We start from the raw sequence: 21,739 nt of genomic DNA, 5'->3' as shown, positions 1-21,739 counted from the left end.
ATGGATTCCATGGAAACCGCACGAGCCATCGTAACCGCACTGCGCGACGCCGGCGTCCGCCACGTCGTCATTGGACCCGGCTCACGATCAGCGCCTCTCGTCTACGCTCTGGCCGAGGCCGCCGACGTCACCAGACTGCGTCTTCATGTTCGCATCGATGAGCGATCCGCAGCGTTCACCGCACTTGGCATCTCGCTGGCATCGGGCCGGCCAGCAGCCGTGGTGACCACATCGGGCACTGCCACCGGCAACCTCATGCCGGCCATGATGGAAGCATCCCACGCTGATGTACGCCTGGTAGCCGTTACCGCCGACCGGCCGTCGGAAGTGCAATTCACCGGTGCCAACCAAACCACCGATCAGCGAGAAATGTTTGGTGTCCATGCCCGATCGGCGATCACCGTCACCGGTGATATCGCAGATTATGCCAAAACCCATGCTTCGGTCATGGGCGCGCTCGCAGTCGGGGCAGGCACTGACACCTCACCAACCGGGCCGGTGCACATTAATGCTCGCTTCCGTGAGCCGCTCATCCCACAGCCCGACGCACTCGCGGTGGTGCCAGATGCTGAAACCGGTGTGTTACCCGTTATCGCACCGTCGCAAGGCCAACCGCGATTCACCACGGATAAACGTTGGCACGACCGCGGACGCTCCTTCCAAGAAGAACTCGTGGAAGCCACCGATTTGCGCGAACGCCACACGGTGGTCGTCGCCGGACACGGTGCCGGCCCCGCAGCCCACGACTTCGCGCTCGCACTGGGACTGCCACTGTTTGCTGAGCCGTCGTCGAATGCACGGTTTTCCCGCAACGCGATTGCCGCCTACCCGTATCTCCTAGGCCCTGACGGAGGGCTCGGCGAATCCGCGCACCGGCTGGGCAAACACATCCGTCGCATCGTGCTGTTCGGCCGCCCCACACTGTCCCGGCAACTCCAGGCATTGTTGAAACGCGACGATGTGAAATCCGCGATGTATTATCCGGAACCGGTCGGTTGGTTTTCGCCGGGGGCACGCAAAGAACAACTCATCGCAGATCTGCAAGAGCTCGCCGAATTTGCCGGTAGTGGCCCACCCGGATGGTTGGGATCCTGGCAGTCTGCCGCCCAACGGGCCCAGCGTGCGCTCGAGCAAACACTGACCCAACGTCAAGAAACCACCGGCAAGCCAGGCGCCATGCGGACGGCGCAACTGGTCTCATCAACCGCGTTGGGACAGCTCGTGCTGGGCTCATCATCCGTGATTCGCGATGTCGATTTGGCCTGGCGGCCACCCGCAGAACCCACCTCGACGGTCTTTGCTCACCGTGGGCTGGCAGGTATCGACGGTACGGTCTCGACGGCCACCGGTATCAGTTTGGCGACGGGGGAGCGGACCACGCTGATGGTGGGAGACCTGACCTTCCTCTATGACACCAATGGATTACTGCTCGGGCCCATGGAACAGGAACCCCACCTTGACATCGTGGTGATCAATGACTCCGGGGGTGCGATCTTCCACGGACTGGAACACGGCGAAGTTGCCGAGCGGCCCGGCATGTCATCGGTGGTGGAACGGTTCTTCGGCACGCCACACACCGTCGATATCGGTGCGCTGTGTGCGGCCCACGGCATCAAACATGAACGTCTCACGTCAGAGCAACAACTCATTCACGTGCTGGGTGATCCCGCGGAAGGACGCCGAGTGCTAGAAGTTGTCTCGGACAGGAGTCGACGCCCCGACGTACATGCCGCCGTCCAGGCTGCCGTTCGTGCCACGTTTGTCTAGCGAATCTGCACAGCCACCCATATTCGCCCGAATCAGGAGGCCATAGTGCCATCATTACAGCATAGTGAGCACGCTCAAGACGCCTCGTCCTTGCCCCAGAGTGTACTGCTCGTAGGCTGCGGAAAAGTTGGTACACGCTTGGGTCAGCAGTTGGTTCAAACTGGCGCCGATGTTTTCGCCCTGCGTCGCGACACCGACTCGTTGCCTTCAACATTCACCACGCTTGCCATAGACCTGTTGGAACCGATTCAACAAACACTGCCGTATGTGGATGCCATGGTCATCACGCTGACTCCCGGTATGCAAGATGCTGCGGGAAACAGTGGCTATCTCACGGCGCTACAGCATGTCGCCCAAGCGCTTTCGTCGATTCCACCCCGGGTCGTATTCGTCTCGTCGACACGCGTATTTGAGGGATATGCGGTGGATCATATTGTCACGGAAGATGATCCTCCGGCGCCAGGTAGCCAGCGAGGTGAAACGCTGGTCGAAGGTGAACAGCTCGCTACAGAACTGTTTGATGCCCATATCGTTCGTCCAGCTGGCATATACGGCCCGGGTAGACAGATGCTGTTACGCAAAGTACAGCAGCATGAGCCGGTGCAATACGCTCGGCGTACCAACCGTATTCATGAGACAGACTTGGTCAACGCACTGCACTACATGCTCACCGCGGATACTCCGCCTACCGTGCTGCATGCCGTGGATCAAGCACCGGCAACTGTGCTGGGTGATATTGTGACGCATTTAGCTGATCGGCTCGGGGTCGAACCGCCACCCGCGATTGAACCAGCTGAGACGAGTGGAAAAACCCTGAGCGGAGCATTGCTGACCAATCTGTTGGGCACACTGGAGTACCCGACATTTGTCGAAGGATACGACCAGATGCTGGAGCGCGTGACACATCTGGAGTAACTTTTCAGCCGCGCCATATACACTAGACCGAGTCCTGGCCACTTACTTGAGATATGGTGTTCATGCGTCGCGTTTCCAGCGTCATCGCAAGTGTTTTGACCGCTGCGTTATTCTTGGCAGGTTGTACATCTGACCCATCCGCGCAGTCCCCTGACCAGCAGCCTACGAATTCGGCAAACAGTCCGACCAACAGTCCATCGCCATCGCCGACGCCCACCGAGGAACCACCAGAACTCGTTGGTGGCGGGACCGAACTGTTTCCAGACAAACGCTTTGTGGCGCTCTACGGTCACCCGAATCAACCTGCGTTTGGAGCCCTCGGGGAACAGGGTCCAGAAGAATCGGCGGAACGAGCGATTGAGCTTGCTGAAATGTATGAGGCGCACAGTGAAGAAGAAGTGCACCCAGCTTTCGAAATTATCGTGACCGTGGCTTCCGAGAGCGCAGGGGCCGACGGCAACTATTCGTCTGTGACTGCACCGGAAGATATTGAGCCGTTCATTGACGTTGCTGAAGAACACGATGTGTATGTGGTGCTAGATTTGCAGCCCGGTCATGCCGATTTTCTCAGCCAAGCGAAAATCTATGAAGACCTACTGAAGCGCCCGAATGTTGGCCTTGCCCTGGATCCTGAATGGCGGTTGGCCGAAGGCCAAGTACATATGCAGCAGATCGGGTCGGTCAGTGCGGCCGAGATTAACGAGACCACCGAGTGGTTAGCGGAACTCACCGCAGAGAACGATCTGCCACAAAAAATGGTGATCCTGCATCAGTTCAGACACTCGATGATTCGTGACCGCGAACAGGTCAATACGGACCATGATGAACTTGCCGTGGTGCTCCATGCTGACGGTCACGGCACCCCAGAGGATAAATTGGAAACCTGGGAGTCATTGCAGGATGGTTTACCCGAGGATATGCATATGGCGTGGAAGAATTTCTTCCGCCAAGATGAGCCGATGTTCTCACCGAAACAGACCTTTGAAGTTGAGCCAAAACCCTGGTTTGTGTCCTATCAGTAGGCTAACGCTCGCTCCTAGATGAGTTGAGCATGTTCGCCACTTCGACGTCCAGTCCATCTCTTTGGATGCGGGCGTCGACGGCTTTAAAACCCAGTTATATTCAGTGCCGATTACCTGCACTCGATTGTTGTGCTACTGTATTAACCACCTAATACAGTAATACAGTCGAGGGGTGAAATGAATTTTGATTCTGCACAACCAATCTGGCGGCAGCTTGTTGTGGATTTCACACGCCGCATCATTATTGGTGAATGGAAGCCCGGAATGAAAATCCCATCTACGCGAGAGCTGGCTCTTGAATACCAGGTCAATCCAAATACAGTACAGCGAGCTCTTGCTGAGCTCGACCGCACGGGAACCACACAGAGCGAGCGCACATCGGGACGTTTTGTATCCGAAGATGGCGAATCGCTTGAAGCGCTGCGTGGTGAGTCAGCCCAGGAAATCATCGACGACGCCATCACCCGACTCAACAGTATCCGGGTCCAGCGAGACGACGCCGTCAAGCTACTGAACCAGCGTTGGAGGACACATGATTAATATTCAACATCTGACGAAACGTTTTGGTCATATCACGGCTCTGGATGATGTCTCATTGCAGCTTGAAGGCAACCGGATCGTTGGCCTGCTCGGTGAAAACGGGTGTGGCAAAACGACGCTCATGAACATTCTGGCAGGCATGAACCAGCCAAGCGATGGGCATGTAGAGATCGCGGGTCATGCACCGGGTGAATATACCAAGAGCATCGTGAGCTACTTGCCGGATACTTCGAACTTGCCACCCCGGGCACACGTGAAGTCTTTGATCCAGTACTTTGACGATTTCTTCACAGATTTTAAACCTGAGACCTGTCGAAATCTTCTGGAGCAATTTGGAATTTCCGTCGATGCTCGTCTGAATGAAATGAGTAAGGGGCAACGCGAAAAAGTGTATGTCGCGCTCACGATGTCACGAGAAGCATCGGTATATCTACTCGATGAACCCATCAGCGGTGTGGATCCAGCGGCTCGTGACCACACCTTGAAAGCTATTTTGTCTGCGGTACGGCCCGACGCAGTGATGATCATCGCAACCCATCTCGTCGCGGACATCGAATTCATCCTCGACGATGCGATCTTCATGCGCCACGGCAAAGTGCTCCGCACCGGAGCTGTTGAGGACCTGCGAGCAGAGAGCCACCAGTCGCTCAACGAGTACTTCAAGGAGGTATACGCATCATGACCGCTACAATTCTGCGACACGAATTTACCCGTACCATTCGACCGATACTGGTCATCCTTGGACTGGCAGTGTTAGTGATGCTGCTCGGCGATCTTCTAGGCTTATTCTTTGGAATTCTTGGAGTGGTGTTCGCTGGACTGGTGGTGACTCTGATGCTGCCGGTCATCCAATTTTTTCTTGCCATCGATTTTTATCGCAGTAGTTACGGGCAAGGTGCCAGACTCACGCACTCACTGCCCGTCACTGGCCGGCGGTTGTTCTGGACGAAGACGCTATATGCTCTGTTGATGTCGGCTCTCGTTGGACTATTGTCGTTGTTGCTGCTCTTCGCGCACATCATTTTCGGGCTGAACCTTGTAGGCGTAGACTTGGCAGACGCCTATGCAGACGTTCAGCTCTTCTTCTATTACGTACCGGGCGCGTGGCCAGCCATCATCTTGGGAATGGCTCTGGCGCTGTTTGTGCCTATTTTGTCGATGTTTCCCAGCGTGGTCATCGGTAGTGGCGGTTGGGCCCGCCGGTTGGGTTTCGGCGGCCCGGTGATTGTATTCGTGGCCTACTACCTGACCACACAGGTATTGGGCGCGGCCTCATTCTTTATCCCGCCGGTCTATGACTTCGTCACAGCAGACGTGCAGATGGTCAGTTTGTGGCACAACGTCACCAATAATGTTGACGAGCCCGTTATGCCTCTGAGCGCGGTCGTGATTCAACTTATTGTCCTGGCGATCCTGACGGTCTGGGCCAGCAGAGATATGCACTCAAAAGTCGAATTGCGGTAGTGGGGTCGCGCTTAGGCGTTGATTCTCAGTGCTTTTTTCATCGGCCGCAGCTTGGCGTGAGTTTCGGCGAGTTCTTCTTCGGCGTCGGATCCGTCGACGATACCGCCGCCGGCGTAGAGGCGCACGTGGTGTTCATCCTCAATGACGCTGCCGCGCAGGGCGATACCGAACTCACCTTGACCGCTGGAGTCGAACCAGCCAACGGCTCCAGCGTAGAGTCCGCGGTCCATGCCGTGGGCCACGGACTCTAGTTGCCAAATGGCTTCCAACGCAGACTCGCGAGGTGTGCCGCCGACGGCAGCGGTTGGATTGATCTCCGCCACCAGGTCCAAGATTGACGTCGAGGATGTCAGCTCAGCGGACACATCGGTTGCAAGGTGATAGACGTTTGGCAGTGTCAGGACAAACGGTGTGTTAGAGACCCGCATATCGGTGGCAAATGGTGCAAGTTTTTCGACTAATGAGTCAACGGCAGCCTGGTGTTCAAAAATCTGTTTCGGACTTTCGGACAGCTGCTCTGCAATGAGATGGTCGTTGATTGCCACATCGCGATCCACGGTGCCCGCAAGCACTCGAGCTTTCGCTGCATTGTTTTGACGCGCGATGAGTAATTCAGGCGTCGAACCAAGAAGCTGTCCGACTTTATAGGTCCAGGCAGTTGGATTATCGGATGCCAGTGCTCGCATTGTCGCAGGCAGATGAAAACCCGTTGGTGCGTGTACAAGCTCATCGCGTGCTAGTACGACTTTATGCAACGCATCGTTGGCGATCATGTCCACCGCGTCGTGAACTGCCTGGCGGAAATCATCTTGAGACATGTACGCCGAGAGAACATCAACCTCACCTGGAGCAGTCCCGGGTGTCTCTGACTGAGTCGATACCTCATCTAAGAACGCGGTGAAGAGTTCCGCAGGTGCTGGCACTGTTTCGTCGATACCGTAGATATAGTGCAACCAGCTGGAGTTATGTGAGACGTCAAGAACGAACTTTGGCACTGTGAGCACAGAAGCTTGGGATGAGCGTGCATCAAAGGCGAAAGCCGCGAAACAGATGGGGGCGCTCGCCGCGAGCCCGTCAGGCAGGCCCACTACCGCAGGAGCGGTCAGTTCTGTCCAGTGGTCGCGAGCGTGTGTGAAACGCTGCGCGCCGCTGGTGGTAAAGCAGTATCGTTCACCGAAGCCGAGTTTGCCGCGACGGTCGCGAGAAAACGCACTGGTGGCTTGGCTGATGAGTTCATCAGGAAGTTGTGCTCGTTGTGCGTTCGTCAGTCGAAAGGCTGCAGCGGTAAAAGACATGATAGGCAATAATGTACCCGCTTTTTGCAGCCAGCCCGAACTTCCGGCAGCGCCCGAGGGTAATCTCGAACTGCGCCCATTCGGTGGCGGGTAAGTTAGTTGACCATACCAATGTACGTTCTCAAGTCTGTGATTCCAGCTGCCCAAACGGGCCGCTAGTGTAGGGTTATACGGGTGGATATTTCTATTTCGCTGCCTCCGGGGTTTGATGCGCTCCAAAAGCATGAGAAACTTTTCGACGCGCTGTTGACGAGCCTGGCCAAGATTGAAGAAGATCTTGCAGACGCACTGGTGTATGCGGACGATCTGGCACAAGCCACAACCCGTCATCTCTTGGATGCGGGCGGCAAACGCGTTCGCCCGATCGTCACCGTATTGTCTTCGATGCTGGCAGATGAAAACGTAGGCACCGGTGAGGTAGAAGAACCCAGCGTCTATATCCGCAAAGTCGCTGTCGCGATGGAACTGACCCATCTGGCAACGCTGTACCATGACGATGTCATGGATGAAGCAGATCAGCGCCGCGGCGTGACCGCAACCCATCAACAGTGGTCAAATTCCATTGCGATTCTGGCTGGTGACCTGATTTTTGCTAAGGCCTCCGGCGAACTTGCCGAGCTTGGCACCCGTGCGGTTAAAGAGCATTCGGTGACCTTTGAAAAACTGGTCATGGGGCAACTCTGGGAGACCATCGGACCGGAAGAACAGGATGATCCGCTAGAACACTATCTTCGGGTCATTGACGGCAAGACAGCATCTCTACTCGCATCCAGTGCGTTGTTGGGCGCTTTGCTCGCCGGTGGTTCTGAAGAGTTGATCCAGATTGCGTCTGCTTACGGAAGCAACGTCGGGATGGCCTTCCAACTGGCCGATGACATCATCGATGTGACGAGCTCGTCAGATACGTCAGGCAAAGTGCAGGGCACGGATTTGAAAGAACGCGTGCCAACCCTGCCCATTCTGTTGCTTCGTCAGGCAGCCAACGAGGCCGATGCCCAGGCAACGTCGATTCTGGAACTCGTGGATGGTCCGCTCGAGACAGATGAACAAGTTGATGCCGCGGTCAAGGCCGTTGCATCCCATCCCGTGATTGATCAGGCATGGGAACTCACGGGCCAGTGGGCTGATAAAGCCGTTCGGGCGCTAGATGGTCTTGAAGATTCACCCGTGAAGACGGCTCTGACGCAGTTTGCTCAGTACGTCGTGTCTCGCGAACACTAGTCGTTCGGCAAAAACGTCGAGGCAGGGTCCAACGTGGCTTTAATGTCTTGGGCAATCTGGGCCCGGTATTCCTCGTCCATGGGCTGGCGAAGCTGGCGGTAGAGCATATCGCCCGCATAGCGTGGAAACACGTGCAGATGATAGTGCCACACATGCTGATTGCCAGATGGTTCATTGTGCTGACGCGACGAAGTGCCTTCTGGATTCCAAGCGCGTTTCATCGCAAACGCAACCTCACGTTCCATTAGAGCAATGCGCATCAGCACGCGATCGGGTACATGATAGAGCGCCTCGTAATGCTCGGTCGGGCTGATCATCACATGTCCTGCACGAGGACCAAAACCGTCGGCCGCAGCAAAGACGATCAGATCGTCGTCTTGATAGATCACATCGGACACTGCGCACCGGTTATTCGGATCGGCTACGTCGCCGTCGACGAGACCACAAAATGGACACACGTACCCATCCGGTGCATGCGACTGGATCTGTGGGGGAGTAGGCTGCGGGCCGTGGCCAGTCGGTTCAGTCAAGATCTTCCTCCGAGTAGTTCCAGGTTAAAATATCCGCGATTAATTCCGAAACGGTCTCGTCGGTGGACTCCCACTGACCGGTGTCATCGGGTTCATCAGCAGCAACGGTTCGGCGGTACACGATCGGATCCGGTAGGGAGACCTGATCCATGGGGACGGCCCAGGCGATGGTCTCATCGGCGTCTTCTACGAACATGACCATATCGTCGCGGATTTCTAACTCATCCGGATCGAAAAAGAAGTGATTTGTTTCCATCATTTCGGAAACGCCAAGAGCCAAATAGAATTCTTGGAGGGCCAGCGGTGCAATATCGCGCATGGTGGGAGTGTGGCCTGTTTGCTGCAGCTGGTCGGCAGCCACCGAAGCTTGCACTTGTTGTGACAGTTCGTCAGCCCCCATGCCATCAGCTGAAGTCCATGGTCGGTCTAACAGTTTGGAAGCCAAACCCTGATACGAGGGATAAAATACTTGTGCATTGCGTCGAGCCATAGCCACTAGTCTAACCGTCGTTTTGAGCACAGCTACTGTTGCTTACCGCTGAATTCATAGCTGACAGCCAGGATTAGGCGATACGGTGTTTACGTAATTAACATTGGAACCACTCGTATGTCTTCAACAACAAAGGGAAGTTAGTGTCCGAAACTATGCATCGTCCACTGCGGATTGCCATCATCGGTGCCGGTCCGGCCGGTGTGTACACCGCCGATTCTCTGCAAAAAGCAGATATCGACTTCGAGGTTTCGATTGATCTCTTCGATCGCTACCCGGCGCCCTTCGGTTTGATCCGATACGGCGTGGCACCGGACCACCCGCGTATTAAAGGCATCATTAAGGCCTTGCACCGTGTCATGGACCGCGGTGATATTCGGTTCATTGGAAACGTTGAATACGGGACAGATATCCATCTCGAAGAATTACAGACGTTCTACGATGTGGTTGTGTTCGCAACCGGTGCTATCAAAGACGCTCGCCTGAACATTCCTGGAGTCGAGGCAGAAGGTTCATTCGGGGCCTCCGACTTCGTCTCCTGGTACGACGGCCACCCGGATGTCGACCGCCACTGGGACCTATCCGCACGAGAAGTAGCCGTGATTGGGAACGGCAACGTCGCCTTGGACGTTGCCCGTGTGCTGGCAAAACCAGCAAGCCAAATGTTGGCCACCGAAATCCCAGACAACGTTTATGCGGGCTTGAAATCGTCACAGGTGACTGATGTGCATATCTTTGGCCGGCGTGGTCCAGCACAAGTAAAATTCACCCCGCTGGAGTTACGCGAATTGAAATCCGCTGAGGACGTGGACATCGTCTTATACGAAGACGATTTCGAGTTCGACGAAGCCTCGGAGAAGGCAGCCGAAGAAGTCAACCAGGTCCGCAATATGGTCAATACGTTGACCAACTGGTTGTTGGAACAAGATGAAAACCCAGAGGGCACCGGAGCATCGCGTCGTCTGCACCTACACTTCTTAGAAGCGCCCGAAGAGATCTTGACGGAAAACGGGAAAGTCGCCGGCCTTCGTATGGAACGGATGGCCCTGGATGGTACCGGAAACGTAAAGGGTACCGGTGAAAAGAAAATGTATCCGGTCCAAGCCGTCTACCGGGCAATCGGCTACTTTGGTTCAGCGGTGCCAGACATTCATTTTGACGAGGAGCGCGGCATTATTAGAAATGCTGAGGGCCGTGTCCTCGACGCAGAGGGGAACCCGGTTCGGGGGCTCTATACATCCGGATGGATTAAACGCGGTCCCGTTGGTCTCATCGGACACACCAAGGGTGACGCGCTTGAGACGATTGGTCATATTATTGAAGATGTTGACCATCTCTACACCGCTCAAATCCCGGACGAAGACGCGATTCTTGAACTGCTCGACCAGCGTGGCGTTGAATACAGTGACTGGCAGGGTTGGCAGGAACTCGATAATCACGAAATCAGCCTGGGTGATCAAGAAAGCCAGACCGGTCCCGTCGAACGCGAACGCGTCAAAGTCGTGGACCGTGATGAACAGGTACGAATCTCTCGTGCCAAAGCACGACAGACAGCACAACGCTAGAGGAATGAGACCAACATGCAGCAACGCGTGATGCGAAACCGGACCAAGACGTGGTTTCTATTTGCCCTCATGTTGGGCATTTTGGTTGCCATCGGTGGTGCTATTTCTGCTTCCAGTGGCAGCGCTATTTGGATCATCCTGTTTACCGGTGGTGGTCTCGTGATGACCGCGGTGACGTATTGGAACTCAGATAAGCTCGCGTTGCGTAGCATGCAAGCCTATGCGGCTGACCCGCAACACTTCAAGGGGCTGTATGACATGGTGCACGACCTGGCACAACGTGCGGGAGAACCTGCACCGCGCATCTATATCGCTCCGTCACAGCAGCCCAACGCGTTTGCGACGGGCCGTAATCCGGAGCATGCCGCGATCTGTTTTACCGAGGGCATTATGCACATGCTCAGCCCTCGCGAACTACGAGCTGTAACCGGCCATGAGCTGATGCACGTCTACAACCGTGACATCTTGACGTCATCGGTGGCAGCGGCCATTGGGACAGTCATTCAGGGTGCCGCCTACATGCTGATGTTCAACCGCAATAACAACAACATTATCTTTGGCCTGTTGGGCGCGATCCTTGCTCCATTGGCCGCCGGGCTGGTCCAAGCAGGTATTTCGCGTGATCGTGAGACCTCGGCTGACCATGATGGTGCACACTTGACGGGTGATCCGCTCGCACTAGCCTCGGCTCTGGAAAAGATTTCTGGTGGAGTGCAGCGTCACCCGATACCCGAAGACAATCACCGGGTGAAATCTGCCGCGCATATGATGATCGCGAGTCCATTTGCCGGCAAAATCCGCAACTGGTTCTCCACCCACCCGGCCATGGAAGACCGGGTGGAGCAGTTGACGCAGCTCGCCCGAGATATGGGCCAGCAGCCCTAAACGCCGTGGGTGTCCCAGTGCTTTCTGAGCTGTTCTTGGATCGTACGCTCTAGCAGGTCACGCCGTGCCGTGTTCGCCCAGTTGAGTGCCTCAGAATGATCCATACGAGCATCACGGGCAATCTGATCCTGTTCACGCTCGAATGAGGCATCTTCAACAGATGTTGGGCCGGACTCGAGCTCATCCAGTTGCGCTTCTAACGCCAGTTGCGAAGCTGACGCCTGTTCGAGATGGCGTGGTTTATTCATAATGTCGACCAGGCTTGCATCAACAAGCAACCCTTCAGGGTGTTCGAAACCGTTGCGTAACGCTACCTGTAGGACGTCGTCAGGTTTGATCGGATCCTCGACCGGGAAAAACGTCATGAGGTCGAAGGATTCACCATCTTGGCGATGGACGAGAAACTCACCGACAGTCAGTGATGTGTAGTACAGCTCGTCGTCGAAAGTAATCAGATACAACATCTACAGCCTCCTGGAATGTTATTTGAAATTGATGAATTGCAGTGGGGCATCCTCGAAGTCGCGAAGTAACGCGATGACAGACTGCAGATCGTCACGGGATTTCGATGACACACGCAGCTGATCGCCTTGAATATTAGCTTTGACCGACTTGGGTGCGTCGTCGCGGATGATCTTGGAGATTTTCTTGGCAGTGGGCTGGTCGATGCCTTCTTTGATGGTCGCGGCGATTTTAAAGAGCTTGCCGGACGCCACTGGCTCGCCAGCATCCAGGGCTTTCAGTGAGATGCCACGGCGGACCAACTTAGATTGCAGCACATCGAGTGCAGCCTTGACTCGTTCCTCCGCATTGGCGCTGAGGTTGATGGTGTTTTCGGAGTGTTCGACCGACGCGCCAGTATCTTTAAAGTCGTAGCGCTGCTGGATTTCCTTGGACGCCTGGTTGACGGCGTTTGCCACTTCCTGCGTGTCCACCTCGGATACGATGTCAAAAGTTGATTCCTTAGCCATTCGGCTCCTTACAGTTCCTCGTGACGATGTTCTGTCCCGAGTTTAGCTTGAAACCCGTGGTGACCGCAGAACGAAAATGCGCGCGAGAGTATCTTCTGAGGCGTCAAAGACAAGGAATCAGCCGATTCGCAAAAACAAAATAGGGCTGGTAATGTAGTCAGTCGTGCACGGAAGCCGTGCACATGGCAGATTACCCAAGCGGCCAACGGGGGCTGACTGTAAATCAGCTGGCATTGCCTTCACAGGTTCGAATCCTGTATCTGCCACCAAGTACATATGGAAACACAAGAACCTCGGTCATGAACCGAGGTTTTCTGTTTCCCGACTCGCAATATCGGAGTGAGTGTTTCGGGCGCAGCTGCTTCACTCGAGTAGCCGTCCGTGGCGCTGGACGAGGGTGGAAAGCTTGTCCGCTTGTGGTGCAAAACTTTCTGGAGGCAGATCATGGGTAAAACCGGTAATGGTTACTGTCGCGATCACCTGACTGTTCACGCCTAAAAGCGGGACGGCAACGGCTGTCATATCGTTATCCCACTCGTTGTCCGAAACGGCCCAACCGCGCTCACGAACCATTGTCAGCTCATCTCTGAACTGCGCGGGTTCCAGAATTGTGCGATCCGTAAATTGCTCGAGTGGTTGCGTGAGGAGACGTTGTTGAACGGATTCCTCCGCTGCGGCAATGAGCACTTTGCCGCTCGAAGTCGCATGCCCCGGGGTGCGTCGACCGACATATTGACGCGGTGTGAAGAATCGTTCTGATGGCGCGGATTGGGCAATGTTGACCGCGTAGATGTCATCCAGGATGGCCACATTTGCCGTGAGTTTGAACTCGCGCGCGACGTGTTCCACCAATATTTGTGCGGATTTCGTGAGATCGTTTTGCGCATTCACTGAGCCAGCCAATTGCAAGATCCCATGACTAAGTTCGTAGGCCTGTGATGTTGGCTGGCGCATCACCAGTTGCTGCCGCTCGAGTGCGGTCAATAGGCGCGACGCGGTGGATTTGTGAACCTCGAGTTCGGCGGCGACCTCTGTCACGGTGGCACGTTGCATGCCGTTGAGGATCCACAAAATACTCAACGCTCGATCAACGGATTGGTTGGCAGTCATGTATCAGCCACCTTTCAAAATTTTCTTCCTGCAATGTCTTGTATATCACTACGCCACATGACTACAATCTGTGCTACAGATCATAGTTGCACTCTATGCATTAGTTGCAACATATGCAACCCGCGGAAGGTTGAAACATAGCACCCTCGTATACTTCAGAATCCAAAATACTCATCATTGGTTCAGGCGTGGTTGGCGCAGCACTAGCCGACGAACTCACGCAACGCGGTGCGAAGCACGTGACCGTAGTGGATCAGGGGCCTCTCTACGAAACAGGCGGGTCGTCGTCGCACGCACCTGGATTTGTGTTTCAAATTAACCCGTCGAAGGCGATGTCAGAACTCGCCCAACGTACGCTGGACAAGCTAGATCAGCTGGACCCCGGGGGAGAAGACGACTGGCTACTCAAACGAGTCGGCGGGATCGAGCTGGCCTTTACCGATGATCAAATGCGGGAGCTTAAGCGACGCCACGGTTTCGCCCAGTCGTGGGGTGTCGAATCCGAACTTATCGACGCTGAGCGTGTTGAAGAACTCTGGCCCGCGATCGACACCACGGACCTCATTGGTGCGCTGCACACGCCACACGATGCTGTCGTGCATTCCGTTCGATCCGTGACCGCCCAGGCCCAACGCGCGATCGAACACGGAGCAACATTTCACGGCCACACCCAGGTGGTTGACCTCGTGACAGACAGTGGCGCAGTGACAGGGGCCAAAGTCATTGACGCGCTCACCGGGGAACATGAGCGCATCCTCGACGCCGATATCGTGGTTGCTGCCGGAGGTATCTGGGGGCCAACTATCGGTACATGGTTGGGCAAGAATATGCCGATGCAACCGATCGAACACGGTTTTGGTTTCTCACATCCCATGGACGAATTTCAGGATGCCGCCACCGATGAGGCATGCAACTTCCCCATGATCCGTCACCAAGGTGCCGGCATATACTTCAGACAGCAGGGCAAAGCCCTAGCCATTGGTGCTTATGAACATCGCCCGCTGGAGGTGCGTCAGGATGAGCTCGCCTCTGCGGCCGCTGCCGATCAAACTGGTCGGCAGCCCTCGGTGCACGACTTTACCTGGGACGAGTTCTCTCCAACGTGGGACGAGATCCAGCGAGTCTATCCAAGCGTGGCCGAAGCTGGACTCGACGAGGCTCGGTCGTTCAACGGCATCTTCTCGTTTACCCCAGACGGCGGGCCACTGCTCGGTCCCTCCAACACAGTTGACGGTGTATGGATCGCCCAGGCCGTGTGGGTCACGGCGTCGGCTGGTGTCGCGCAGGTGGTGGCTGATTGGATCACTACCGGAGAGCCCGGTATTGATACCGCTGCCTTGGACATCGCGCGGTTCGACACGCGTTTGCTCTCGCCAGAGTTCAGTAGGCAAAAAGGTCTGGAATCCTACGATGAGGTCTACGATATTCGGCACCCGCGTGCTGCGTCCGCAAAGCTGAGGCGCTTAAGGACCTCACCGTTCTACTTTCATCAGCAGCTTGCGGGAGCGCACTTTGTGGAAGCCAGCGGCTGGGAGCGCCCCCTCTGGTTGGAAGAAAACCGGCGCGTGCTCGAGGAGGCGAATCTGACCTTCCCGAAAATTCCAGCGTGGGATACCTCAGAGTTTTCACCGATCGCGGTCGCCGAGGCATGGGCCACGCGAAACCGGGTGGCCATGTATGACATGACCTCATTGGCCAGGTACCGGGTCGAAGGCCCAGACGCTTCGGCGCTGTTGGAACGTTTGACCACAAATAAGGTATCGAAGGCACCCGGCGCGGTTACCTTTTCACTCATGCTGGATGCAGCCGGGGGCATTTTCTCAGATATCACGGTCACCAGGGTCAGCGAGGACGAATACTTGATCGGTGCCAATAGCCATCGAGATCTCATCCACTTGAAAAATCATGTGCGGAAAGATGAGCACGTGTCCATCTCGGATATTTCGCCGGGCACCTGTTGTATTGGGCTCTGGGGTCCCCACGCTCGGGAGCTGTTGGGGCAGCTGACTGATGAGGACATCTCTCATGAGGGCTTCGGCTATTTCAAGGCCAAGCACCTCTACATCGCGGCGGTCCCCGTCCTTGCCCTGCGGGTGTCCTATGTTGGTGAACTCGGCTGGGAACTGTATACGACCGCGGATCACGGCGCACGACTCTGGGAAGAGATCTATGCGGCCGGCACGCAGTACGGTCTGGTGATCGGCGGACGGCTGGCCTTCAATGCCCTCCGGCTCGAAAAAGGGTTTCGCTCATATGGTGCCGACATGACCAGTGAACATCGACCACACCAAGCCGGGCTTGGTTTTGCGGTGTCCAAGACGAAGACGGGCTATCTGGGCTACGAGAGGGTGGCAGAGCAATCAGCGAACGACAAGCGCATGGTCTCGTTGACGTCTGATTTCCCGTTCGGTGCACCTAACCCCGGGTCGCCGGTACTCAACGCGGCAGAGCAGCTGATTGGCTACACGGCTTCGTCTGATTTTGGGTACACGATCGGCAAGACCATCACCTTTGCGTGGGTGGATTCCGAATATGCTGCGCCCGAGACCGACGTGATCATCAAACATTTCGACCGGTCAGTACCGGCCACCGTGGCCCTGGACCCACTCTATGATCCCGAGGGCCACAAGATGCGGCGCTAAAGCATCCTGTTAACCAAATGTCGGGTCGGCCGCTTTTGGTGCGCCCATCCCGGGATCAATTTGGTGCGGTCCCTCCGCAGAGGGGCGCACGTCGAAATCGAAAATGGCGGTTGGGATATAGACGGTAGAACACGAGTTGGGTATATCAACGACTGACGAGAGTCTGCCTTCGATCGGTGCGGCACCCAGCAAGAGGTAGGCCTGTTCTTTGGAATAGCCAAACTTTGATAAGTACTCGATCGCGTGCAGAATGGCGCGCTGATAGGACAGGTGGGAATCGAGGTAGCGCTGGTCGCCGTCCAGAGTGACCGAGGTGCCTGAGAATGAAATCCACTCGCTAAATTGTGGATCCTGCCGACCCGGCATAAAGATTGCGTTTTCGGATACACCATAGGTTTCCATGCCGCCTTTGATGAGATCGACGTGGATATCCATGAAGCCACCCATCTCAATACCACCGCAGAACGTGATCTCGCCGTCGCCCTGAGAAAAGTGCAGGTCTCCAATGGAGAAGTTCGCACCTTCAACGAAGACTGGATAGAACGCTCGGGTGCCTTTCGTGAGGTTCTTGATGTCCTGATTTCCACCATTTTCACGCGGCGGGGCCGTCCGCGCAGCCTCGGCGCTAACGCGATCCCAATCGCTTTGGGGCAGACCGCCGAGCACTGCTTCTTGTGGTTCCGGTGGTAGTGCCAGCGGGGGTACCCGGTTCGGATCCGTAGCGATCAGGGCGCCTTCACGCTTATTCCACTTTGCGAGCAGTTCCGGGCTCGGTGCCGTCGCCATAATGCCTGGATGGGTCAGGCCCTCAAAGCGAACTTCTGGAATGTGCCGCGATGTCGCCCACGGTCCCTGGAAGTCCCAGACGGCTTTATACGCGTCAGGGAATTGGTCCACGAGGAAGCTTCCGCCGTTGGATTTGGCAAAAATCCCGGTGTATCCCCATCCTTGGCCCGCCAGCGGTCCCTCTTCTTGGGGAATGGGCCCGACATCAAGGATATCCACGATCAAGAGATCGCCTGGTTGAGCACCTTCGATCCTGAATGGACCGGTCAGCCCGTGGACCTTGTTCATCGGTGCGTTCAAAATATCATCGGCTGAGTCATCATTTTTGATCGCGCCATCAAACCATTCGCGTGAATCAACTCGAAAGCTGTCACCGGGTCTCACGGTTTCGACCGGTGGGATTTCTGGATGATAGCGGTTGTGACCAATTTTCTGCTGATCAGTAAATGGTTTGGACGAGTCGAGTGGAAAAATATTGCCAAGCATGGAAAAGGCTCCTACGTGAGGTGAAGAAGTCGGCTATAGAAAAAGAAAACCCCGGCCATCAGGGCCGGGGGAGTTTCTGGTGCAGCGGGTTGCGGGTTATTGCAGTGGGCTGGCGTTTGGTCGTGTGCCTACCCGCTATCGAGTTCACAACCCCAGGTTGGTCGGCGGTTGCTTTCGCCGCATCGACAATGCGCATGTTTGAAGAATTGCGTTGGGATGGACCAATGGCAGGGATCAGGTTGACAGCATCGCGACCGCAGTGCGGGCAGGTCACGGTGTCGGGTTTTTGTTGCATCGCAAAGAACGCTTCGACGACTTCGCCATCGGGACATCTAAAATCATAGAGCGGCATGAACATCTTCCTCTCAGTGACGACGTGCGTGTGATACCGCGAGTCAAACACACGCCGAATGTCGGCACAATAGGTCTGACCTTGGCAAAGTGTTGGGAGCGACGGTACTGCAGGGCATTCTCGTATGTATCCGCCACTTTGCGACACTAGGCGTGGACCGAGACGATCCAGTACTTCTTTGAACAAAGCGTCGTTCGACGCCCTCGATTACATAGAGTATTGACAGTCCAGTGTTCGATGAGCCAGTCTGCTGATATGAGTCAGCGCAAGATCCAAATCAAACGCATCTACGACGACGCCGCAGATACTGATGGCCAGCGTGTGCTGGTGGATAGGATGTGGCCGCGTGGCGTCAGTAAAGAAGCCGCCGACTTAGATCATTGGTTCAAAGACGTCGCACCGAGCCCGGATCTGCGTTCCTGGTGGGATCACGATGCAGATCGTATGGACGAATTCGCCAACCGTTATGAGCAAGAGCTTTCCGACGACGACCATGCAGCGGAAGTCGATCAGCTCATCGACATCATTCACAAACACGACCGGGTCACGCTGTTATTCGCAGCCAAAGATGAATCCGTGAATCATGCCAAAGTCCTGCAGGACTATCTTGGCAGGCACAGCTAATGGGCGACCCTGCGTGCTGGCTCGAACAATTATGCCCCGATTGTGGTGCCATGCTTGAAGCGCCAGCAACGGGCGAGCAGACTGTCACGTGCTGGCGCTGCGAAGCCGAAATTTACTTCGGCGATGACGGCCCGGAAGTCCGGCGTCGAAAGTAATCTCATTTTGGGCAGGTTCTCGGTACCCGGCCTACCCCGTATAGAGACGGCAGAGTTCTCCTAACGCTTCTCGCGCCCCACAGCGGATTCGCGCTCCGATTTTGGGGCGCGCTTTTGTGTTGTGCGGACGGAGTACTTGACTGTGATTACTGTCACTCGGTAAATTGACCTGCAACGCTGTTGCGTACATGGCAACTTGTTGAAGTTCAAAACATCCTGTTACCGGAGCTTTCTCTGGAAGTATTCGCCCTCGATATAGGGGAGTCAAGGAGCACACATGTCTTCAGTTTTTCTCGAAGACCTCGATGCGGAAACGTACGCCGAGTATCTTAGTCACCCAGGATCCACCGTGATCATTCCCACCGGTGCGACCGAACAGCACGGGCCACATATGCCACTGGGGGTAGATGCCATGCTGTCTAGTGACATCGCCGCAGCGGTTGCCCAGCAGATCGGTGCGCTCGTCGCCCCGGTTTTTGCTTACGGGTATAAGTCGCAACCTCGATCAGGCGGCGGGAACCATCGCGTAGGAACCACAAGCCTGAGCGCAACCACGCTGATACACCTCGTAGACGACGTGGTCTCCTCGTTCTTGGAGCAAGGGTTTCAACGCGTGGTGGTTCTCAATGGACACTTCGAGAATTACCAGTTCATTTATGAGGGCCTCGATAAGGCCGTGAAACAGGCGACGGATGCGGGTTCGGATGCCCGAGCGGTCCTGATGTCCTATTGGGACTTCGTCGATGAAGAAACTCTGGACGCCGTATTTCCTGAGGGGTTCTTCGGCTGGGACATCGAACACGGGGGAGTGCTAGAGACTTCGTTGATGCTGCTCCTGCATCCCGAAAAAGTTGAGATGGACCGCGTCATTGACCATTCACCGGCTGAACTCACCCCGTATGACATCTTCCCCGAAGATCCTGCCCGCACACCGGCAAGCGGATGTCTTTCATCGGCACAGGGCGCGACAGCAGCAAAAGGCCAGCAGCTCTTCGACGCGGTCCGCGGCGCGGTAGCCAAGGCGCTCATATCGGAATTCGGCCTGCCCGATTCCAAGCGAAAGGCAGATTAGCGTGGCCAACGGAAAAGAAGTCTCGATGGACCAGGAACCAGAAACACAGTACGCAGGTCAGCAACCCGTCGATGGTGATGAGAAGCCACCGGTAGAAGTTCCCCGGTTTATGGGACGACAGATCCCCTCGCTGGATCGTTTGCTCATTATGATCATCCCGCCCGTGCTGATTGTGGCAGCGGTTATCTGGGTGATTGTCGACTCCGGGGGTGCTGCCGAAGCAATCGCGACGATGCGTACCTTTGTGACGGGCGAATTTACCTGGCTGTTCGTGGTTTACTCATTGATCGCGCTCGGGGTGTGTATTTGGGCTGCCTTCAGTAAATTCGGCAAAGTGCGCTTGGGTGGACCAAAAGCCAAGCCACTCCACGGCCGGTTTGCCTGGTACTCCATGTTGTTTGCCTGTGGTCAGGGCATCGGTTTGATTTTCTGGTCGGTGGCCGAACCCATCATGCTGCGCGACGAGAATCCCGTCATCCCTCCCACGCCCACGGGTACTGGTGAAGAAGGTGCCATCGTGTGGACATACTTCCACTGGGGTCTGACCGCATGGGCCATGTACTGTGTGGTCGCGCTGTGTCTGGCATACTCCCACCACAACCTGGGCAAGACGCTGACCTTTCGCGAAGCGACCGTCGATATCCTCCCGAAGAAGACCCAGCGCCCAGCAGGCGTGGTGGTCGAGTTACTGGCGATTATCGCCACCGTGCTGGGGTTGGCGACGTCGTTTGGGTTCGCGGCCATGCAGTTCAGTTCGGGTGTCACGTCCTTTACCGGCATTGAATCTGGACCCGTCATGTGGCTCATTGTTATTGGCGCCTTCGCGGTAGTCACCGGAATCTCAGCGTATATCGGCATTAATAAAGGCATGGCACGGCTCTCAGGACTGAATTCGATTCTGAGTATCGTGCTCGTAGTGGCCGTCTTCATTTTCGGGCCGACCCTGTATTTAATCTCCACGACGACGCAGACGTTCGGCAGCTTTGGTCAAAACTTCTTGTCCATGAGCTTCTTTACCGATTTCCAGATCACTGCCGCTTCTCTCGATACTTGGCAGGATAGTTGGAATGGCTGGTGGACCGTTTTCATATGGTGCTGGGTCATCGCCTTCTCGCCATTCGTCGCAGGCTTCGTTGCGCGCATTTCCCGTGGCCGCACCATTCGCGAATTTGTCATTGGCGTCACCGTGATGCCCTCGATCATCGTCATGGTGTGGGTCGGTATTCTTGGTGCCGCAGCGATCTACTATGATGATCAGACGGATCGTTCGATTAGTGATCAAGTGGCAGCGGATACTTCCAGTGGATTATTTGCCATGTTGGAACAAGTCCCGATTATCGGCACGATCTTGCTGGTGATTGCCACGATCCTGGTGGCGACTTACTACATCACCTCGTTGGACTCTGGAACCTATGCGCTTGGTGAGTTTGTCACTGCACCGCGGAAATCTAGCCCATTCTTCCGTGTGATCTTAGTGATCAGTATCGGCACTGTGGCAACGGTGTTGCTGACTCTGGGTGGTGAAGCGGTTGTAGACACGGTTCAGACCGGCACGATTATCGGGGCATTCCCGTTCTCCTTTGTGATCCTGTTGATGATCGCAAACTTCATTCGACGGCTGCACAAGCGTAATAAGCAGATCCGGAAGATGGAGCGTGCCATCAATGACCCGGACCCTGAACGGGTGCTGATCCCGGATCCTGAGGGTGAGGGCTTTGTGGAGCCCTCTGCTGAGGGGGCCACGGTGGCTTCGAGGGCGCCAGGTCAGGGCGATACCGACTCTTGACTCCAAGGGTCTTGACAGTGAAGTAGCTCACACATATTCTTAATGCAACGACGTTGCGATA

21 protein-coding genes and 1 tRNA gene are annotated in these 21,739 nt (G+C 55.7%); 14 read left to right on the top strand and 8 right to left on the bottom strand.

The genetic code is table 11. The annotated features are described in order from the left end of the window. The 6 genes from menD (at window position 1) to ACYVJT_RS02220 (ending at window position 5,708) form a co-directional block, all read left to right on the top strand. On the top strand, window positions 1–1,767 hold the full coding sequence (gene menD, locus ACYVJT_RS02245; protein ID WP_343958049.1) for a 2-succinyl-5-enolpyruvyl-6-hydroxy-3-cyclohexene-1-carboxylic-acid synthase: 1,767 nt from the start codon (window positions 1–3) through the stop codon (window positions 1,765–1,767). Between the two features lie 45 nt (window positions 1,768–1,812). Continuing rightward, window positions 1,813–2,682 (top strand): SDR family oxidoreductase, encoded by an 870-nt coding sequence (locus tag ACYVJT_RS02240; RefSeq protein ID WP_343958047.1) that lies wholly within the window; start codon window positions 1,813–1,815, stop codon window positions 2,680–2,682. Window positions 2,683–2,744: 62 nt separating this feature from the next. After that, window positions 2,745–3,704 (top strand): hypothetical protein, encoded by a 960-nt coding sequence (locus ACYVJT_RS02235; RefSeq protein ID WP_343958045.1) that lies wholly within the window; start codon window positions 2,745–2,747, stop codon window positions 3,702–3,704. 177 nt (window positions 3,705–3,881) lie between these two features. Further along, window positions 3,882–4,244, top strand: a complete 363-nt coding sequence (locus ACYVJT_RS02230; RefSeq protein ID WP_343958043.1) for a GntR family transcriptional regulator — start codon at window positions 3,882–3,884, stop codon at window positions 4,242–4,244. Next, a complete protein-coding gene (locus tag ACYVJT_RS02225) occupies window positions 4,237–4,926 on the top strand; it encodes an ABC transporter ATP-binding protein (protein ID WP_343958041.1) in 690 nt (229 codons plus the stop codon). The genes ACYVJT_RS02230 and ACYVJT_RS02225 overlap by 8 nt, the downstream gene beginning before the upstream one ends. Then, window positions 4,923–5,708 (top strand): hypothetical protein, encoded by a 786-nt coding sequence (locus ACYVJT_RS02220; protein WP_343958039.1) that lies wholly within the window; start codon window positions 4,923–4,925, stop codon window positions 5,706–5,708. The genes ACYVJT_RS02225 and ACYVJT_RS02220 overlap by 4 nt, the downstream gene beginning before the upstream one ends. A gap of 11 nt (window positions 5,709–5,719) precedes the next feature. On the opposite strand, the gene ACYVJT_RS02215 is transcribed toward ACYVJT_RS02220, so the two are convergent. After that, window positions 5,720–7,003 carry an isochorismate synthase gene (locus ACYVJT_RS02215; RefSeq protein WP_343958037.1) on the bottom strand — a complete coding sequence of 428 codons (1,284 nt, stop codon included), beginning with the start codon at window positions 7,001–7,003 and terminating at the stop codon, window positions 5,720–5,722. A gap of 174 nt (window positions 7,004–7,177) precedes the next feature. Here ACYVJT_RS02215 and ACYVJT_RS02210 point away from each other — a divergent pair, with 174 nt between their 5' ends. Then, complete coding sequence (locus ACYVJT_RS02210; protein WP_343958035.1) at window positions 7,178–8,224, top strand: polyprenyl synthetase family protein; 1,047 nt, start codon at window positions 7,178–7,180, stop codon at window positions 8,222–8,224. On the opposite strand, the gene ACYVJT_RS02205 is transcribed toward ACYVJT_RS02210, so the two are convergent. Both ACYVJT_RS02205 and ACYVJT_RS02200 read right to left on the bottom strand, forming a co-directional pair. Further along, window positions 8,221–8,754, bottom strand: a complete 534-nt coding sequence (locus ACYVJT_RS02205) for an HIT family protein (RefSeq protein ID WP_343958032.1) — start codon at window positions 8,752–8,754, stop codon at window positions 8,221–8,223. The genes ACYVJT_RS02210 and ACYVJT_RS02205 overlap by 4 nt on opposite strands. Further along, complete coding sequence (locus tag ACYVJT_RS02200; RefSeq protein WP_343958030.1) at window positions 8,747–9,244, bottom strand: hypothetical protein; 498 nt, start codon at window positions 9,242–9,244, stop codon at window positions 8,747–8,749. The genes ACYVJT_RS02205 and ACYVJT_RS02200 overlap by 8 nt, the downstream gene beginning before the upstream one ends. Window positions 9,245–9,399: 155 nt before the next feature. On the opposite strand from ACYVJT_RS02200, the gene ACYVJT_RS02195 reads away from it, so the two are divergent. Next, a complete protein-coding gene (locus ACYVJT_RS02195) occupies window positions 9,400–10,809 on the top strand; it encodes an FAD-dependent oxidoreductase (protein ID WP_343958284.1) in 1,410 nt (469 codons plus the stop codon). 15 nt (window positions 10,810–10,824) lie between these two features. Continuing rightward, window positions 10,825–11,694 (top strand): M48 family metalloprotease, encoded by an 870-nt coding sequence (locus ACYVJT_RS02190; RefSeq protein WP_343958027.1) that lies wholly within the window; start codon window positions 10,825–10,827, stop codon window positions 11,692–11,694. On the opposite strand, the gene ACYVJT_RS02185 is transcribed toward ACYVJT_RS02190, so the two are convergent. Together ACYVJT_RS02185 and ACYVJT_RS02180 are read right to left on the bottom strand one after the other, a co-directional pair. Further along, window positions 11,691–12,158 carry a hypothetical protein gene (locus ACYVJT_RS02185; protein WP_343958025.1) on the bottom strand — a complete coding sequence of 156 codons (468 nt, stop codon included), beginning with the start codon at window positions 12,156–12,158 and terminating at the stop codon, window positions 11,691–11,693. The genes ACYVJT_RS02190 and ACYVJT_RS02185 overlap by 4 nt on opposite strands. Before the next feature lie 18 nt (window positions 12,159–12,176). After that, window positions 12,177–12,665, bottom strand: a complete 489-nt coding sequence (locus ACYVJT_RS02180; protein WP_343958023.1) for a YajQ family cyclic di-GMP-binding protein — start codon at window positions 12,663–12,665, stop codon at window positions 12,177–12,179. 184 nt (window positions 12,666–12,849) lie between these two features. Between ACYVJT_RS02180 and ACYVJT_RS02175 the strand changes: the two genes are divergently transcribed. Then, a tRNA-Tyr gene (locus tag ACYVJT_RS02175) sits at window positions 12,850–12,934 on the top strand. Between the two features lie 94 nt (window positions 12,935–13,028). Here the strand turns inward: ACYVJT_RS02175 and ACYVJT_RS02170 are convergent. Then, window positions 13,029–13,775 carry an IclR family transcriptional regulator gene (locus tag ACYVJT_RS02170; RefSeq protein ID WP_343958021.1) on the bottom strand — a complete coding sequence of 249 codons (747 nt, stop codon included), beginning with the start codon at window positions 13,773–13,775 and terminating at the stop codon, window positions 13,029–13,031. Between the two features lie 137 nt (window positions 13,776–13,912). Between ACYVJT_RS02170 and ACYVJT_RS02165 the strand changes: the two genes are divergently transcribed. Further along, on the top strand, window positions 13,913–16,417 hold the full coding sequence (locus ACYVJT_RS02165) for a GcvT family protein (protein ID WP_343958282.1): 2,505 nt from the start codon (window positions 13,913–13,915) through the stop codon (window positions 16,415–16,417). 9 nt (window positions 16,418–16,426) lie between these two features. Here the strand turns inward: ACYVJT_RS02165 and fmdA are convergent, their stop codons facing one another. Next, window positions 16,427–17,689: a formamidase gene (gene fmdA, locus ACYVJT_RS02160; RefSeq protein WP_343958019.1), complete on the bottom strand. Its 1,263-nt coding sequence runs from the start codon at window positions 17,687–17,689 to the stop codon at window positions 16,427–16,429. A gap of 58 nt (window positions 17,690–17,747) precedes the next feature. Further along, a complete protein-coding gene (locus tag ACYVJT_RS02155; RefSeq protein ID WP_343958017.1) occupies window positions 17,748–18,041 on the bottom strand; it encodes an FmdB family zinc ribbon protein in 294 nt (97 codons plus the stop codon). A 237-nt stretch (window positions 18,042–18,278) separates the two neighbouring features. Between ACYVJT_RS02155 and ACYVJT_RS02150 the strand changes: the two genes are divergently transcribed. The 3 genes from ACYVJT_RS02150 to ACYVJT_RS02140 all read left to right on the top strand — a co-directional run bounded on the left by ACYVJT_RS02150 (window position 18,279) and on the right by ACYVJT_RS02140 (window position 21,678). Further along, window positions 18,279–18,665, top strand: a complete 387-nt coding sequence (locus ACYVJT_RS02150; RefSeq protein WP_343958015.1) for a DUF488 domain-containing protein — start codon at window positions 18,279–18,281, stop codon at window positions 18,663–18,665. 432 nt (window positions 18,666–19,097) lie between these two features. Next, on the top strand, window positions 19,098–19,892 hold the full coding sequence (locus ACYVJT_RS02145; protein WP_343958013.1) for a creatininase: 795 nt from the start codon (window positions 19,098–19,100) through the stop codon (window positions 19,890–19,892). 1 nt (window position 19,893) lies between these two features. Continuing rightward, window positions 19,894–21,678 (top strand): BCCT family transporter, encoded by a 1,785-nt coding sequence (locus tag ACYVJT_RS02140; protein ID WP_343958011.1) that lies wholly within the window; start codon window positions 19,894–19,896, stop codon window positions 21,676–21,678. Window positions 21,679–21,739 lie beyond the last annotated feature (61 nt).

This window comes from Yaniella soli (assembly GCF_054782375.1).
Note: the sequence above shows the minus strand (reverse complement) of the source record. Positions and strands in the feature narration are given on the sequence as shown.

Excerpts from the sequence above, each read along its gene's own strand:
- ACYVJT_RS02170 (WP_343958021.1), bottom strand. The coding sequence starts at position 13,775 with ATGACTGCCAACCAATCCGTTGATCGAGCGTTGAGTATTTTGTGGATC.
- ACYVJT_RS02155 (WP_343958017.1), bottom strand. The coding sequence starts at position 18,041 with ATGCCGCTCTATGATTTTAGATGTCCCGATGGCGAAGTCGTCGAAGCG.
- menD (WP_343958049.1), top strand. The coding sequence starts at position 1 with ATGGATTCCATGGAAACCGCACGAGCCATCGTAACCGCACTGCGCGAC.
- ACYVJT_RS02195 (WP_343958284.1), top strand. The coding sequence starts at position 9,400 with ATGCATCGTCCACTGCGGATTGCCATCATCGGTGCCGGTCCGGCCGGT.
- ACYVJT_RS02235 (WP_343958045.1), top strand. The coding sequence starts at position 2,745 with ATGCGTCGCGTTTCCAGCGTCATCGCAAGTGTTTTGACCGCTGCGTTA.
- ACYVJT_RS02215 (WP_343958037.1), bottom strand. The coding sequence starts at position 7,003 with ATGTCTTTTACCGCTGCAGCCTTTCGACTGACGAACGCACAACGAGCA.
- ACYVJT_RS02220 (WP_343958039.1), top strand. The coding sequence starts at position 4,923 with ATGACCGCTACAATTCTGCGACACGAATTTACCCGTACCATTCGACCG.
- fmdA (WP_343958019.1), bottom strand. The coding sequence starts at position 17,689 with ATGCTTGGCAATATTTTTCCACTCGACTCGTCCAAACCATTTACTGAT.
- ACYVJT_RS02230 (WP_343958043.1), top strand. The coding sequence starts at position 3,882 with ATGAATTTTGATTCTGCACAACCAATCTGGCGGCAGCTTGTTGTGGAT.
- ACYVJT_RS02185 (WP_343958025.1), bottom strand. The coding sequence starts at position 12,158 with ATGTTGTATCTGATTACTTTCGACGACGAGCTGTACTACACATCACTG.
- ACYVJT_RS02190 (WP_343958027.1), top strand. The coding sequence starts at position 10,825 with ATGCAGCAACGCGTGATGCGAAACCGGACCAAGACGTGGTTTCTATTT.
- ACYVJT_RS02180 (WP_343958023.1), bottom strand. The coding sequence starts at position 12,665 with ATGGCTAAGGAATCAACTTTTGACATCGTATCCGAGGTGGACACGCAG.
- ACYVJT_RS02225 (WP_343958041.1), top strand. The coding sequence starts at position 4,237 with ATGATTAATATTCAACATCTGACGAAACGTTTTGGTCATATCACGGCT.
- ACYVJT_RS02145 (WP_343958013.1), top strand. The coding sequence starts at position 19,098 with ATGTCTTCAGTTTTTCTCGAAGACCTCGATGCGGAAACGTACGCCGAG.
- ACYVJT_RS02150 (WP_343958015.1), top strand. The coding sequence starts at position 18,279 with ATGAGCCAGTCTGCTGATATGAGTCAGCGCAAGATCCAAATCAAACGC.
- ACYVJT_RS02200 (WP_343958030.1), bottom strand. The coding sequence starts at position 9,244 with ATGGCTCGACGCAATGCACAAGTATTTTATCCCTCGTATCAGGGTTTG.